Source organism: Flammeovirga pacifica (assembly GCF_000807855.2).
Taxonomy (GTDB): Bacteria; Bacteroidota; Bacteroidia; order Cytophagales; family Flammeovirgaceae; genus Flammeovirga; species Flammeovirga pacifica.
Map to the genome: position 1 here is coordinate 4,055,814 of NZ_JRYR02000001.1, position 14,106 is coordinate 4,069,919.

Here is a 14,106-nt window from a genome sequence, read left to right on the forward strand (position 1 = left end):
GAGCTTGAAATCACTTAGCTTATATATTGGAACCTTACTATTACTACTTATTGGTTGTACACCAGATGATGAAGTAATATCTACAGACCCTTCATTTCGATTGGCCTTTTCTGCTGATACAGTATTTTTTGATACATTATTTACTACCAAAGAAGATGAAGGTATTGACATGAGAAGTGTCACACAAAGATTTACAGTTTATAATTCATCAGAAAATGCTGTAAATATCTCTGAAATATCATTAAATGACCCTAATTCGGTTTATTCTATTCTTGTAAACGGTCAAAGAGAAGAAATAATTAATAATACCCTATTAAGAGGTGGTGATAGTATGTTAGTACTCACTGAAGCTAATGTACCTTACCAAGATGAGAATGATGTTAGAGAATTAAATGCAGATATATCATTTTTTACCAATGGAACTCGCCAATCAGTTCAATTAAATGCATTTGCCGAGGATCCTTTATATATTTCTGGAGGAGCAATACTTGTAGGTAACGTAACATGGCAAAAAGGTAGACCTTATGTTATCACCGACTCATTGTATGTATCGGAAAACTCTACATTAACTGCTGAAGCTGGAACTAGGATTATTTTCGATAATGAGGCAAAAATAGCTGTAAGTGGCTCACTTCAACTATTAGGAACACCCCAAGATACCATACGATTAGAGAGTATTCGATTAGACGGCCAATATGAAAATGCTCCAGGGCAATGGGATGGGCTATTTTTTGATTCTCTCAGTAAAAATAATATTATTCATGGTGCATTAATTAGAAATGCAAGGGTAGGAATATTGATGTATCACAATGATAATGATGATGTAATTGATTTGGATATAGAAGGCACTACAATAAGAAATATGTCTCAAGTTGGGGTAGCCATAACAAATGCAGATGTTAGAATTGTAAATACAATCATTAGCCATACCTTGTCTTACGCTTATGCACATGCATCAGGAGGAAAGTGTGATTTTTTATACAACACGGTTGTTAATTCGAATACAGGTTTTTTTAGAGAAAACCCATCTGTAGCATTTGAGAGTACAAATGAACCTATCGAACTAAATATGATAAATAATATCATATGGGGTAATTTATCTAATGAAATTGTCATAACTGAAGGAGTTAATAATAGTATTACAAATAATATTTTAAAAACAATAAGTGATCAATATGATCCTGAAAATAATCTAATTAACATAGATCCATATTTTAAATCCCCCTATACCTATAATTTTGACTTAGCAGATGATAGCCCAGCAAGGTCAGCAGGTATTGATATAAATGGTATTACGATAGATCAAAGAGGTAATGAAAGGCTTTCACCTCCGGACATTGGTGCTTTGCAATGGATTCAAGAAACTGATAGCGAATGAAAAAAGGATTAATGATTTTTTTATTTAAAGTACTTATATTAAGTTCTTTAAATATTAATGCACAAAAAATAAAAGAACTGAAACTTTTAGAAATTAAACAATTAACAAACTATAAAGATAGATTTGATTTAAGTGGTATATCTAATTATAAAAATGATTTTGTCGTAGTTGGTGATAAATTCGAGAATAAATTTATTTATACCGTAGTTCAAAAAGAAAATAATTTTGAACTGATTTCAAGCTACCCTTTAAGTATTGAAGGTAAATTAGATCTAGAAGGAATTTCTGTATATGATCAAAAAGCTTATTTGATAAATGAGGCAAATAATGAGGTGTATGTGTATGACTTTGATAATCATACAACTACAATGTTGCCAATAGATTGGTCTAACTTATCATTACCTAAAGATGAATGGTTAAAAAACACTGGTTTTGAAGGTGTAGCAGTTGATCATAAATCCAATCTCTTGTATTTAGCAAAAGAAAGACAACCATCATTTATTTTAGTTGTTGATTTATTGACGAATAAAATTATCAAGGAAATAAATATTAAAAAAAGTTGCAGTAAAGATATATCAGATATCTGTTTATATAATGGAGATTTATTTATTTTAGAACGAAACGCACAGTGTATTGGGCAATATAGTTTGTCTTTAAATAAAATCGTACGACATTATTCATATAAAAAGTCAGTAATTATTGATGGAGAAAAGCTATATGAACCTGAAAAATATGGGATGGCTGAAGCTTTATTAATAAAAGACGGAAGTTTATGGCTAGGTTTTGATAATAATGGAGTAAATACCTCTAAAAATGCAACTCAAAAATATGGTATTAATGGTACTAAACCTGTAATACTAAAGTTTGAATTTAATTTGTAGTAGGTTGATTATTAATTTTTTCCTTAAGAAATCTAAACTAATACAACATCTTCTAACGAAATGGAGTATGTTTACAGGGAATTAGGGGAAATAGTATTACTAAAGTCATCCTAGACTACCGAATTCAAGAAACACAAAGATTGGAATGTAAAAGTTATTTAATTTTGATGTTTTTTTTGCTAACTACTTGTTTTACAAAAAAAAGTGTCATACTTTTGCAGTCCAAACCTCGGGAAACTACGTTTATTATGACATGAGCGAAAGTCCTAAAGATTTTAATATAGATATTTTACATACTGTTTATTAAAACGAATTTAGCTTTCTCAAGCTCAAGTTCTCCGAGATGTTTGTGCACTAGACATAAGATATCGCAGGAAGTACCTGCGTGGTAAATAACAGAATAACAATGTTACAGCCAAAGAGAGTCAAGTTCAGAAAGAGACAAAAAGAGAGAAGTAGAAGCCATGGCGTCGCGCAACGCGGTCATAGCATCTCTTTTGGTAGCTTCGGTCTGAAAGCGCTTGAAGGAGGTTGGATCACAGCTCGTCAAATCGAAGCATCGCGTATTGCGATGACTCGTGCAATGAAACGTGAAGGTCAGGTATGGATTCGTATCTTCCCTGACAAGCCAGTTACTTCCAAGCCAGCCGAGGTACGTATGGGTAAGGGTAAAGGTGCCCCTGCTTATTGGGTTGCTCCAGTGAAAGCCGGAACAATCTTGTTCGAATCTGATGGAGTATCAATCGAGAGAGCACAGGAGTCAATGAGATTGGCTGCGCAAAAGCTCCCAATCAAAGTGAAGTTTGTGGTCAGACCAGACTACGTAGGATAATCTGAGAGATGAAAACAAAAGATTTAAAGGATCAGGTGAGAGGGATGTCTTCAGAAGAGCTTGCAGAGAATATTAAAACTTCTCAAAAGCAATTAGAAGATCTTGCTTATGCTCATGCAGTATCACCACTAGAGAACCCAATGCAACTTAGTGTACTTAGAAAGCAAGTAGCTCGTTTAAAAACAGCTTTGCATGCAAAAGTAACAGTTGAATTGGAGGAAAAGGTTAAAGCTGAGAACGTAACTCGTGAGTCTATCTCTGAGTTCTTGCAAAAGTCAACGTTTTTAGCGCCTGTAAACAAGAAGATGGTTTTAAGAGCTATCGAGAAAGTTAACAACTAAGATACCTGATAGAAGAAGATCATGGAAAGAAACTTCAGAAAGCAGCGTCTAGGAGTAGTAGTAAGTGACAAAATGGACAAGTCGATCTCAGTGCAAGTGGAAACACGTCAAAAGCACCCGATGTACGGTAAGTATATCAAGAAGACTAAAAAGTTCATGGCGCATGATGAAACTAACACTGCAGGTATCGGAGATACCGTTAGAATTATGGAGACGCGCCCATTGAGTGCGCGTAAGCGTTGGAGATTGGTGGAGGTAATAGAAAAAGCGAAGTAATTCGTTCTTTTATCCATCTTCAAAATTTAAAAATTTTACAATCACCAAGTAAAGAATCCTTATTAGGATAGGCAAATGATACAACAGGAATCAAGACTGTCAGTAGCAGATAACTCAGGCGCAAAAGAGGTACTATGTATCCGCGTTTTGGGTGGTACAAAGAAGCGTTATGCTTCTGTGGGCGACAAAATTGTCGTTTCTGTAAAATCAGCGATCCCTTCTTCAAATGTTAAGAAAGGGACTGTATCTAGAGCGGTTGTTGTAAGAACTAAAAAAGAAGTTCGTAGAAAGGACGGTTCTTACATACGTTTCGAAGACAATGCGGCAGTTCTATTGAGCGCGCAGGATGAGCCAAGAGGTACTCGTATCTTCGGACCAGTCGCAAGAGAGCTTCGTGAGAAGCAATTTATGAAAATCGTTTCGTTAGCACCTGAGGTACTCTAAGAGTTATGAATAGAAAATTCCATATCAAAAAAGGCGACAAAGTAACAATCATTTCTGGCGATAACAAAGGCCAAGAAGGTGTTGTACTTAAAGTTGACCGTGAGAAGGAGCGTGCCATCGTTGAAGGTGTGAATATGGTTACCAAACACATCAAACCTACGGCTGAAAAGCCTGAAGGTGGTGTGAAAAAAATGGAAGCACCAATTCACGTTTCAAACATTAAGTTGATCGACCCTGAAACGGGTAAAGCTACTCGCGTAGGTCGTAAGCTTGACGAAAACGGTAAGTTGAAAAGAATTTCTAAGAACACTGGAAAATTTATCGACTAATGGCTACAGCGACAAGATTAAAGGACAAATACCAAGAGGAAATCGTTCCAGCATTGAAGGAACGTTTCAGTTACAAGTCTGTAATGCAAGTTCCAAAATTGGAAAAAATCGTCATCAACAGAGGTGTTGGTGAGGCAGTTGCAGATAAAAAACTTGTAGACATCGCAGTAGAAGAGTTATCTACTATTGCAGGTCAGAAAGCAGTACCGACGATGTCTAAGAAATCAATCTCAAACTTCAAATTACGTGAAGAAATGCCAATCGGTGCTCGCGTAACATTAAGAGGTGACAGAATGTATCAATTCTTAGACCGTTTGATTACTATTGCTATTCCTCGTGAACGTGACTTCCAAGGTATCAAAGATAAATTGGATGGTCGTGGTAACTATACTTTAGGTGTGAAAGAGCAAATCATCTTCCCAGAGATCAAAATTGATCAAGTAAAGAAGGTGACAGGTATGGACATCACGTTCACTACCTCTGCTAATACTGATGAAGAAGCTTATGAGCTTCTGAAATTATTTGGAATGCCTTTTAAGAAAAAATAGTAAACACGAGAAACTATGGCAAGAGAAGCAATAAAAGCGAGAGAACGCAAGCGCGAAAGATTAGTTGCTAAATATGCAGCAAAGCGTAAAGCGTTAAAAGAAGCAGGCGATTGGGAAGGTCTAGATGCTCTTCCTAAGAACTCTTCACCGGTTCGTTTACACAATCGTTGTAAATTAACTGGACGTCCGAAAGGTTACATGCGTAAGTTTGGTATTTCACGTGTTACATTCCGTGAAATGGCATCAGCAGGTAAAATCCCAGGCGTTACAAAATCGAGCTGGTAATTTTAATTTAGGAACCTACGGCACAATGTGCTGTAAAAATATTTGCAAGCAATGGCAATGACAGATCCTATAGCGGACTACCTTACGAGACTTAGAAACGCGATTAGCGCTAACAAGCGTATCGTAGAAGTACCTGCTTCAAACATTAAGAAGCAGATGACTAAGGTGCTGCATGACAAAGGCTTCGTTCAAGGCTACAAGTTCGAGGATGGTGTGAACACTCAAGGCGTAATTAAAATCGCATTGAAGTACCATCCAGTGACTAAGCAACCTGCGGTTGTCGACTTAGAGCGTGTTTCACGTCCAGGTCTACGTAAGTATGCTAGCGCTAAGAACATGCCACGTGTACTTAATGGTTTAGGTATCGCAATTCTTTCAACTTCGAAAGGTGTGATGACTGACAAAGAAGCACGTGAACATAATGTAGGTGGCGAAGTACTTTGCTACGTATACTAATAAAGATTAGTACAATACTTTAATTATAACGGCTGACCGCTTCCCTAAAATGAGGAAGCCTTAAGCCTTAATTTGAGAAACCATGTCAAGAATTGGTAAAAAGCCAGTTTCAATCCCTTCAGGTGTTGAGGTAAAACTTAACAGCAACGTAATCGTTGTAAAAGGACCTAAAGGTGAATTGCAACAGGAAATCAACAAAGACATCTCTATTGAAGTTGAAGGTTCTGAAGTACGTTTCGTACGTCCTTCAGATCATAAAGACCACCGCTCTTTGCACGGTCTTTACAGAGCTTTGACTCAGAACATGATGGTTGGTGTATCTGAAGGATACAAAAAATCATTAGAATTAGTAGGTGTCGGTTTTAAAGCATCGGTACAAGGTCAACTTTTAGACCTTGATCTTGGTTATTCACACAGAATTCTTTTCCAAGTTCCAGCGGAAATCAAAGTGAGCGCTGAAACTGCAAAAGGTCAACCTCCTGTAGTTCACGTTGAAGGCGTGGACAAACAATTAGTTGGTCAAGTAGCAGCTAAAATCCGTTCATTCAGAAAGCCAGAACCATACAAAGGTAAAGGTGTGAAGTATGTTGGTGAAGAGATTAGAAGAAAAGCAGGTAAAGCTGCTGGTAAAAAATAACAAGTATGGCCACTAAGAAAGATCTGAGAAGACTGAGAATCAAGAGGGGTATTCGCAAGAAGATTTCAGGTACAGCTGAACGCCCTAGACTCTCTGTATACAAAAGTAATACTGCAATCTATGCGCAGTTGATCGACGACCAAACTGGCCGTACTCTTGTTGCCTCTGATTCACGTGAGATGAATGCTGGAAGCAAAGCATCAAACGTTACATTGGCTACAGAAGTAGGCAAAAAGGTTGCTGAGAAAGCTACTGCTGCTGGTATTTCAACGGTTATTTTTGACCGTAACGGTTACCTTTACCACGGTAAAGTGAAAGCGTTAGCAGAAGGTGCTAGAGAAGGTGGTTTGAAATTCTAAAGAGTTGTCAGAGATGAAACAAAACGTAACAAAAGTAAAATCAGCTGATCTAGAGCTTACAGAAAAAGTTGTTGCTATTAAGCGTGTAGCTAAGGTAGTAAAAGGCGGTAGACGCTTCAGCTTTTCTGCGATCGTAGTTGTAGGTAACGGTGACGGCGTTGCTGGTTATGGTTTGGGTAAAGCCAACGAGGTAACTGACGCAATCACTAAAGGCATCGACGACGCTAAGAAAAACCTAATGAAAGTTCCAGTACTTAAGGGTACTGTACCACACTCTCAAAAAGGTAAATTCGGAGGCGGACGCGTGCTAATCAAACCTGCATCTGCAGGTACTGGTGTTATCGCAGGTGGTGCGATGCGTGCAGTTCTTGAATCAGCAGGTGTACACGACGTATTAGCAAAATCACAAGGTTCTTCTAACCCACATAACGTGGTTAAAGCAACTTTTGATGCGCTACTTAAATTGCGTGACCCACGCATGGTAGCTGAGCAACGCGGAGTGAAATTAAGCAAAGTTTTTAACGGCTAATCAAAAATTTAATCTGTTATGGCAAAGATCCGTATTACTCAGGTTAGATCGTTGATCGGTCGTCCTGAAAGACAAAAACGCACAATCAAGGCGTTAGGATTAGGGAAAATCAACAAAACTGTCGAAAAAGATGTGAATCCACAGATTTTAGGGATGGTAAAAGCAGTTGATCACCTAATCAGCGTTGAAGAGTTGTAATTTCTTTGTACTTTTGCATTTAGCATTAGTACTTTAAAAGGTATTAATTAGGAAACAGTCATGAAACTGCATACACTAAGTCCTGCGAAAGGTGGTAAAGTACGCCAAAATAAGCGTGTAGGTCGTGGACAAGGCTCAGGCCGTGGTGGCACGTCAACACGTGGTCACAAAGGTGCTAAGTCGCGTTCTGGTTATAGCCAGAAGTTTGGCTTCGAAGGAGGTCAAATGCCACTACAACGCCGAGTGCCTAAATTTGGTTTTAAATCCCCTTTCAGAGTTGAATATACTCCGATCAACTTGGAGAACATCCAAAAGATCGCTGATGAAAAGGGTATTACTACTTTCGCGTTAGAGACATTCGTGGAGTTAGGAGTTATTTCTAAGAACGGTAAAGTTAAAGTTCTTGGTAATGGCGAACTAACTGCAACAGTAGAGATTTCGGCGAACGCTTTCTCTGCATCTGCTAAAGAGGCAATCGAAAAAGCAGGCGGAAAAGCGATTACATTGTAAGAAGCTATGAACAAGTTTGTCAAGACACTGAAGAACATTTTTTCAATCGAGGAGCTAAGAAACAGAATTTTATTCACTCTGATGCTCCTAGCGATTTTTAGATTGGGCTCGTATATCGTACTGCCCGGCGTTGATCCGTCTCAGTTAAACTCTGATTCGGGGGGAATTCTAGGAATGTTGAACACCTTTTTAGGTGGATCATTCTCAAGAGCATCCATCTTCGCCTTGGGTATCATGCCTTACATTTCGGCATCCATTGTGATCCAATTGTTAAGTATGGCAGTGCCTTACTTCCAGCGTATGCAAAAGGAAGGGGAATCTGGACGTAAACGAATTAACCAAATTACGCGTGTTTTGACGATCGTGATTACACTCTTTCAAGGATCAGGATATTTATATTCTACGATCCCTACGGAGGCAATCGTCATCAAACAGTCATTATTTTACCCAGCTTCCATAATCATTATGACAGCGGGTACAATTTTCTGTATGTGGCTTGGTGAAAAAATCACAGAAAAAGGAATTGGTAATGGTATCTCCATGTTAATCATGATTGGTATCATCTCTAGTTTCCCAACGGCATTGTATCAAGAAGTTGCTCAATTAGATCAAAATATCTTGTTTGTTGCCGAGTTAATTGCATTGTTCTTTATTGTAATGGGTGTTGTTCTATTGAACGCAGCTGTTCGTAAAGTACCTGTTCAATATGCTCGTCAAGTTGTTGGAGCTGGAGGTAAGAAACGTACATTGGCTACTGGTCAACGTTCTTATATTCCATTAAAAGTGAATGCTGCGAACGTGATGCCTATCATTTTCGCACAATCATTAATGTTCCTTCCTTCTATGATTGCAAACATTTGGGCAGAAACAAGTGATACAGCTAGATGGGTACAACAGAATTTTTCTGATTTTACTTCTGTAGCTTATAACGCGACATTTGCATTACTAATCTTAATCTTCACGTATTTCTATACGGCCATTACGATCAATCCTGATCAAATGTCAGAAGATTTAAAAAGAAATAATGCATTCGTTCCAAATGTAAAGCCAGGTGAAGAAACTTCGAACTTCATTAGCTGGATTCTAGATAGAATCACATTACCTTCAGCAATCTATCTTGCGGTAGTAGCAATATTACCTGCTTTCGCTAGTATGTTGGGTGTAAGTGCAAGCTTTTCTAGATTCTATGGTGGTACATCACTTATTATCATGGTGGGTGTTATCTTAGATACTCTTCAGCAAATCGAATCATATTTGCTTATGCAAAATTATGATTCAATGATGAAGTCTGGAAATATCAAAGGACGCCAAAACGTGGCAACAGTCTAATGGTATACTACAAAACAGAAGAAGAGATTGAACTGATGCGTATCAGTGCCGATTTACTTGGCAGAACGCACGGTGAAATCGCAAAGAATATCAAAGAAGGGGTAAGCCTTAGTGCTATTGATAAACTCGCTAAAGAATTTATCATGGACAATGGGGCTCACCCCTCATTCTTGGATTATAATGGGTTCCCAAATACATTGTGCATGTCATTAAATGATGTTATTGTACATGGTATTCCTTCCGATTATGAATTAAAAAGTGGAGATGTAATCTCTATTGATTGTGGAGTTCTTTTAAATGAGTTTCATTCTGATAGTGCTTATACTTACCCTGTGGGTGAAGTTGAGCCTGAAGTAATGAAACTTTTAAAGGTTACTAAAGAATCACTTCAAAAAGGAATTGATGCTTGTAAAATCAATAACAGAATTGGTGATGTAAGCTTTGCAGTTCAGCAACATGCTGAAATGCATGGTTACGGTGTTGTTAGAGAATTGGTTGGTCATGGCTTAGGTAGACACCTCCATGAAAAGCCAGAAGTACCTAACTATGGGAAACGTGGTAGAGGTTTGAAAATCAAAGATGGATTAGTAATCGCAATTGAACCTATGATTAATTTAGGAACAAGAGCAATTACTCAAGACAGAGATGGTTGGACAATTCGCACGAGAGATCGTAAACCATCAGCTCATTATGAACACACTGTGGCTGTTATTAATGGCCAAACAGAAGTGTTGACAACGTTCAAGTACATCGAGGAAGTATATCCATTTTAATTAAAAATAATATCAAATGCCAAAACAATCTAATATTACCCAAGACGGTACGATCGTAGAGGCCCTTTCTAATGCAATGTTCCGTGTGGAGCTAAAGAATGGACATCAAGTTGTAGCACACATCTCTGGTAAGATGCGTATGCACTACATTCGTATCCTCCCAGGTGACAAAGTTCGTTTGGAAATGTCTCCATATGATCTTACTAAAGGAAGAATTGTTTATAGATATAAATAATTCAAAAAAAATACCTATCTTTGCAGGCCTGAATTTGGTGTTATTCAAATAGATTAACACGCAGTAACAAAATACCGGGATTATTCCTTGTATTTTTGCCTAATTAAGATGAAGGTATGTTTAGTGCATGTGATGTATTCAAGATTATTTGGATAGACTGAGCATGGATAGGCGACTTTCGGGTGCCTTGACATTTAAATCAGGGATTTTATACGTTTAAAAATTCGGAGCAATGAAAGTCAAAGCTTCTATCAAAAAACGCAGCGCTGATGATAAAATCATCCGCCGCAAAGGTAAGTTGTACATTATCAACAAGAAGAATCCAAGACATAAACAACGTCAAGGATAATTCTTAGTACAACTACAAGAATTAATTTTAGTTTTACAAAACCGTTCACAAGTAAAACATGGCACGTATTGCAGGTGTTGACATTCCTAACAACAAAAGAGGTGTTATTTCTTTAACATACATCTTTGGATTAGGAAAAGCGTCAGCGGCGAGTATCCTTGCTGAAGCTGGAGTAAGCGAGGATAAAAAAGTTCAAGATTGGACTGACGAAGAATCACAAAAGATTCGTGAACTTATCACAGAAGGTCACAAAATCGAAGGTGAGTTAAAATCAGAAATTCAACTAAACATCAAGCGATTGATGGATATTGGATCTTATAGAGGCCTTCGTCACAGAAGAGGTTTGCCTGTTCGTGGTCAACATACCAAGAACAACTCACGTACTCGTAAGGGTAAACGTAAGACTGTTGCAAACAAGAAGAAATAATTTAGTTCATAGCGCTTAGCTGAACATAAAAGAATTATGGCTCAAAGAAGAAAAAACGAAAAAGCTAAGAAAAGAGTAGTTAATGTAACTCAGGAGGGAGAAGTGCATATCAAAGCATCTTTCAACAACATTATCATCTCTTTCACCAACAAAGAAGGACAAGTTATTTCTTGGTCTTCAGCTGGTAAAATGGGCTTCAGAGGCTCAAAGAAAAACACTCCTTATGCTGCGCAACAAGCATCATCTGATGCAGCGAAAGTTGCATTTGACTTAGGTATGCGTAAAGCAGAGGTGTTTGTAAAAGGTCCGGGTTCAGGTCGTGAAGCGGCTATCCGTACTGTACAAAATTCAGGTATTGAGGTTACTATCATCAAAGATTGTACTCCACTACCACATAACGGATGTCGTCCTCCTAAAAGAAGAAGAGTCTGATTTGACCTTCTCTTATTTGAGAACATTCGGTATGAGTGTGTTATTAAAGTAAGGGTCTGTCGTATTAAGCCACGACAGAGATCATTAGCACCTCCTGAAAAAATTTAATTTTTAAAGACACTCCTAAAAATTCTAGAGAAATGGCTAGATATACAGGGCCTACATCGAAGATTGCTAGAAAGTTTAATGATCCAATCTTCGGGGCATGCAAGGAACTTAAGAAAAAGGCGTATCCTCCAGGACAGCATGGTAAAAACAGACGTCGTAAGCAGTCTGAATATGCTATCCAGCTTGCTGCTAAGCAGAAAGCTAAATACACTTATGGTGTATTAGAGCGTCAGTTCCGTAACATTTTCGAAAAAGCTGCGAACAAATCAGGTATCACTGGTACGAACTTATTACAGTTCTTAGAAGCGAGACTTGATAACACAGTATATCGTTTAGGATTCGCTCCTACTCGTAGAGCTGCGAGACAATTAGTATCGCACAAACACATTACTGTGAACGGTAAAGTAGTGAACATTCCTTCTTTCACTTTGAAATCAGGTGACGTGATTGGTATTCGTGCTAAATCACAAACTAACAAAGTTGTAAAAGAGGCTACGACAGGTAAGCAACGTACTGCTTATTCTTGGTTAGAATATAACGCTCAAGAATTGACAGGTAAATACGTTCAAAACCCTGAGAGAGACGAGATCCCAGAAAATATTCAAGAGCAACTTATCGTCGAGTTGTACTCTAAGTAATATAGATCTTTGGAAAATGCTTCTAAGAATGTTATTTTAACGTTCTTAGAAGCTTTTCGTATGATCTTATTAAACTTTTTAAAACCACAATCATTATATGTCCATTCTTGCTTTTCAAAAACCTGACAAGTTGGTAAAGGAAACGGCTGATGAATTTAAAGGTCTTTTCGAATTTAAACCTCTTGAAAAAGGATACGGCGTAACAGTTGGTAACGCTCTTAGACGTATATTACTATCGTCGCTTGAAGGATATGCTATCGTGGGTATCAAATTCCCAAATGTACTTCACGAATATTCTGCTATTGATGGCGTTGTAGAAGATGTGACCGAAATTATTTTGAACTTAAAACAAGTGCGTTTTAAGGCTGAAGTAGAAAATCCGTCGCAAAAAATCAACATCAACATCAGTGGTAAAAGCGAATTTAAAGCGGGTGATATCGCTCAGTTTACAGAAGAATACAAAATTCTTAACCCGGATTTTGTTATTTGTAATTTGGACGAGAGCGTTAATCTACAGGTAGAATTCACTATGATGAATGGCCGTGGATACTTATCTGCTGACGAACAAGCTGAGAGTGAAGCTGATGATATTGTAGGTTTTATTCCAATTGATGCAATCTTCACTCCAGTTAAAAATGTTAGATACCATATCGAAGACTTTAGAGTTGACGAGCGTACTGACTTTGAAAAATTAGTGATTGAAGTGATGACTGATGGTTCTGTTGAACCAGAAGAATCATTGAAAGATGCTGCAAATATCCTTATCCAACACTTTATGTTATTCTCTGACAATAATATGATTATTGACGACGGAGATGATAATAATCAAGTTGAAATTGATGATGAATACTTAAGAATGCGTAAGCTTCTTAAAACTTCTTTATCTGATTTGGATCTTTCGGTTCGTGCTTACAATTGTTTGAAAGCTGCAGATGTTAAAACTTTGGGAGATTTGGCATCTTTAGAAATATCAGATATGATGAAGTTCAGAAACTTTGGTAAGAAATCTCTTACTGAGTTAGAACAACTAATGACTGATAAGAAATTATCATTTGGTATGGATGTGACCAAATACCGTTTAGAGGAAGATTAGTCACTCACCATATTAATGACTAGCTGTTCCTTGGACACGGCAGTTAGTAAATTACCGGCTAAAGAAAAGCTAAGGCTTTTTGGAAGTTATTCCGTCCTTTAATAATTATTAATCATGTAGCAGTGCCTAATACGGCTGTTGCAATATCATTTTAACAAATGAGACACGGTAAAAAATTTAACCACTTAGGTAGACAAAAGAAGCATAGAGAATTAATGCTTGCTAACATGGCTTGTTCTTTAATCGAACATAAGCGTGTTTTCACTACTGTTGCAAAAGCAAAAGCTTTACGTAAATATGTTGAGCCTTTAGTAACTAAGTCAAAAAGTGATACAATGCACTCTCGTCGTGTAGTATTCTCTTACCTTCGTGATAAATTCGCGACTTCTGAGTTATTCTCATCAATTCGCGATGCAGTAATCAACCGTCCAGGTGGTTATACTCGTATTATCAAAACAGGTCGTCGTTTAGGTGACGGTGCTGAAATGGCAATGATCGAGTTTGTTGACTTCAACGAAGTTTACAATGTAAAAGAGACGAAAACAAAAACTCGTCGTAGAAAGAAAAAAGCTTCAGCTCCTGCTGCTCCAGAAGCACCAGCAACTGAAGAAAATAATAACGAACAATCAGCTGAATAATTCAGATGAGAATTCAATAATTATAAAAAGGGAAATGGTTATCTTAATCATTTCCCTTTTTTTTAGGTGGATATATAATCA

The 14,106-nt window shown here is 37.5% G+C and carries 24 protein-coding genes; all 24 read left to right on the plus strand.

The genetic code is table 11. The features are described 5' to 3' along the window. The first annotated feature begins 4 nt into the window (after window positions 1-4). The 24 genes from NH26_RS15960 to rplQ all read left to right on the plus strand — a co-directional run bounded on the left by NH26_RS15960 (window position 5) and on the right by rplQ (window position 14,025). Window positions 5-1,378, plus strand: coding sequence for a choice-of-anchor Q domain-containing protein (locus NH26_RS15960; RefSeq protein WP_044228434.1), 1,374 nt, complete (start codon window positions 5-7; stop codon window positions 1,376-1,378). Next, complete coding sequence (locus tag NH26_RS15965) at window positions 1,375-2,259, plus strand: SdiA-regulated domain-containing protein (RefSeq protein WP_044228431.1); 885 nt, start codon at window positions 1,375-1,377, stop codon at window positions 2,257-2,259. Before NH26_RS15960 ends, NH26_RS15965 begins: the two co-directional genes overlap by 4 nt. A 406-nt stretch (window positions 2,260-2,665) precedes the next feature. Continuing rightward, window positions 2,666-3,091, plus strand: coding sequence for a 50S ribosomal protein L16 (gene rplP / locus NH26_RS15970; protein WP_044228428.1), 426 nt, complete (start codon window positions 2,666-2,668; stop codon window positions 3,089-3,091). A gap of 8 nt (window positions 3,092-3,099) precedes the next feature. Continuing rightward, window positions 3,100-3,432: a 50S ribosomal protein L29 gene (gene rpmC, locus NH26_RS15975; RefSeq protein WP_071397192.1), complete on the plus strand. Its 333-nt coding sequence runs from the start codon at window positions 3,100-3,102 to the stop codon at window positions 3,430-3,432. 21 nt (window positions 3,433-3,453) lie between these two features. Beyond that, window positions 3,454-3,708 carry a 30S ribosomal protein S17 gene (gene rpsQ, locus NH26_RS15980; protein ID WP_044228425.1) on the plus strand — a complete coding sequence of 85 codons (255 nt, stop codon included), beginning with the start codon at window positions 3,454-3,456 and terminating at the stop codon, window positions 3,706-3,708. Window positions 3,709-3,783: 75 nt separating this feature from the next. After that, on the plus strand, window positions 3,784-4,152 hold the full coding sequence (rplN, locus tag NH26_RS15985) for a 50S ribosomal protein L14 (protein ID WP_044228422.1): 369 nt from the start codon (window positions 3,784-3,786) through the stop codon (window positions 4,150-4,152). A gap of 5 nt (window positions 4,153-4,157) precedes the next feature. Continuing rightward, the gene (gene rplX, locus NH26_RS15990; RefSeq protein WP_044228419.1) at window positions 4,158-4,481 is read left to right on the plus strand and encodes a 50S ribosomal protein L24; all 324 of its coding nucleotides are present in this window, start codon (window positions 4,158-4,160) and stop codon (window positions 4,479-4,481) included. Beyond that, window positions 4,481-5,029: a 50S ribosomal protein L5 gene (gene rplE, locus NH26_RS15995; RefSeq protein WP_044228416.1), complete on the plus strand. Its 549-nt coding sequence runs from the start codon at window positions 4,481-4,483 to the stop codon at window positions 5,027-5,029. The genes rplX and rplE overlap by 1 nt, the downstream gene beginning before the upstream one ends. Before the next feature lie 15 nt (window positions 5,030-5,044). Further along, window positions 5,045-5,314 carry a 30S ribosomal protein S14 gene (gene rpsN / locus NH26_RS16000; protein WP_044203093.1) on the plus strand — a complete coding sequence of 90 codons (270 nt, stop codon included), beginning with the start codon at window positions 5,045-5,047 and terminating at the stop codon, window positions 5,312-5,314. Window positions 5,315-5,371: 57 nt separating this feature from the next. Beyond that, window positions 5,372-5,770, plus strand: coding sequence for a 30S ribosomal protein S8 (gene rpsH, locus NH26_RS16005; RefSeq protein WP_044228480.1), 399 nt, complete (start codon window positions 5,372-5,374; stop codon window positions 5,768-5,770). Window positions 5,771-5,852: 82 nt separating this feature from the next. Further along, window positions 5,853-6,407 (plus strand): 50S ribosomal protein L6, encoded by a 555-nt coding sequence (gene rplF / locus NH26_RS16010; RefSeq protein WP_044228413.1) that lies wholly within the window; start codon window positions 5,853-5,855, stop codon window positions 6,405-6,407. A gap of 5 nt (window positions 6,408-6,412) precedes the next feature. After that, a complete protein-coding gene (rplR, locus tag NH26_RS16015; protein ID WP_044228410.1) occupies window positions 6,413-6,766 on the plus strand; it encodes a 50S ribosomal protein L18 in 354 nt (117 codons plus the stop codon). Between the two features lie 13 nt (window positions 6,767-6,779). Beyond that, complete coding sequence (gene rpsE / locus NH26_RS16020; protein WP_044228407.1) at window positions 6,780-7,295, plus strand: 30S ribosomal protein S5; 516 nt, start codon at window positions 6,780-6,782, stop codon at window positions 7,293-7,295. Between the two features lie 18 nt (window positions 7,296-7,313). After that, window positions 7,314-7,493 (plus strand): 50S ribosomal protein L30, encoded by a 180-nt coding sequence (gene rpmD / locus NH26_RS16025; RefSeq protein WP_044228404.1) that lies wholly within the window; start codon window positions 7,314-7,316, stop codon window positions 7,491-7,493. Between the two features lie 60 nt (window positions 7,494-7,553). Next, window positions 7,554-8,003, plus strand: coding sequence for a 50S ribosomal protein L15 (gene rplO, locus NH26_RS16030; RefSeq protein WP_044228401.1), 450 nt, complete (start codon window positions 7,554-7,556; stop codon window positions 8,001-8,003). Window positions 8,004-8,009: 6 nt separating this feature from the next. Then, window positions 8,010-9,332, plus strand: a complete 1,323-nt coding sequence (secY, locus tag NH26_RS16035) for a preprotein translocase subunit SecY (RefSeq protein WP_044228398.1) — start codon at window positions 8,010-8,012, stop codon at window positions 9,330-9,332. Continuing rightward, window positions 9,332-10,105, plus strand: coding sequence for a type I methionyl aminopeptidase (map, locus tag NH26_RS16040; RefSeq protein ID WP_044228395.1), 774 nt, complete (start codon window positions 9,332-9,334; stop codon window positions 10,103-10,105). Before secY ends, map begins: the two co-directional genes overlap by 1 nt. A gap of 16 nt (window positions 10,106-10,121) precedes the next feature. Beyond that, window positions 10,122-10,340 (plus strand): translation initiation factor IF-1, encoded by a 219-nt coding sequence (gene infA / locus NH26_RS16045; protein WP_044228392.1) that lies wholly within the window; start codon window positions 10,122-10,124, stop codon window positions 10,338-10,340. Window positions 10,341-10,572: 232 nt separating this feature from the next. After that, entirely contained in the window at window positions 10,573-10,689 is a 117-nt protein-coding gene (gene rpmJ / locus NH26_RS25130; protein WP_084005960.1) for a 50S ribosomal protein L36, read from the plus strand. Window positions 10,690-10,747: 58 nt separating this feature from the next. Continuing rightward, window positions 10,748-11,116 carry a 30S ribosomal protein S13 gene (gene rpsM, locus NH26_RS16050; RefSeq protein WP_044228390.1) on the plus strand — a complete coding sequence of 123 codons (369 nt, stop codon included), beginning with the start codon at window positions 10,748-10,750 and terminating at the stop codon, window positions 11,114-11,116. Between the two features lie 36 nt (window positions 11,117-11,152). Continuing rightward, on the plus strand, window positions 11,153-11,548 hold the full coding sequence (rpsK, locus tag NH26_RS16055; protein ID WP_044228387.1) for a 30S ribosomal protein S11: 396 nt from the start codon (window positions 11,153-11,155) through the stop codon (window positions 11,546-11,548). A 140-nt stretch (window positions 11,549-11,688) separates the two neighbouring features. Then, on the plus strand, window positions 11,689-12,294 hold the full coding sequence (gene rpsD / locus NH26_RS16060) for a 30S ribosomal protein S4 (RefSeq protein ID WP_044228384.1): 606 nt from the start codon (window positions 11,689-11,691) through the stop codon (window positions 12,292-12,294). A gap of 97 nt (window positions 12,295-12,391) precedes the next feature. After that, the gene (locus NH26_RS16065) at window positions 12,392-13,387 is read left to right on the plus strand and encodes a DNA-directed RNA polymerase subunit alpha (RefSeq protein ID WP_044228381.1); all 996 of its coding nucleotides are present in this window, start codon (window positions 12,392-12,394) and stop codon (window positions 13,385-13,387) included. A gap of 158 nt (window positions 13,388-13,545) precedes the next feature. Further along, a complete protein-coding gene (rplQ, locus tag NH26_RS16070) occupies window positions 13,546-14,025 on the plus strand; it encodes a 50S ribosomal protein L17 (protein ID WP_044228378.1) in 480 nt (159 codons plus the stop codon). The last annotated feature ends 81 nt before the right edge of the window (window positions 14,026-14,106 follow it).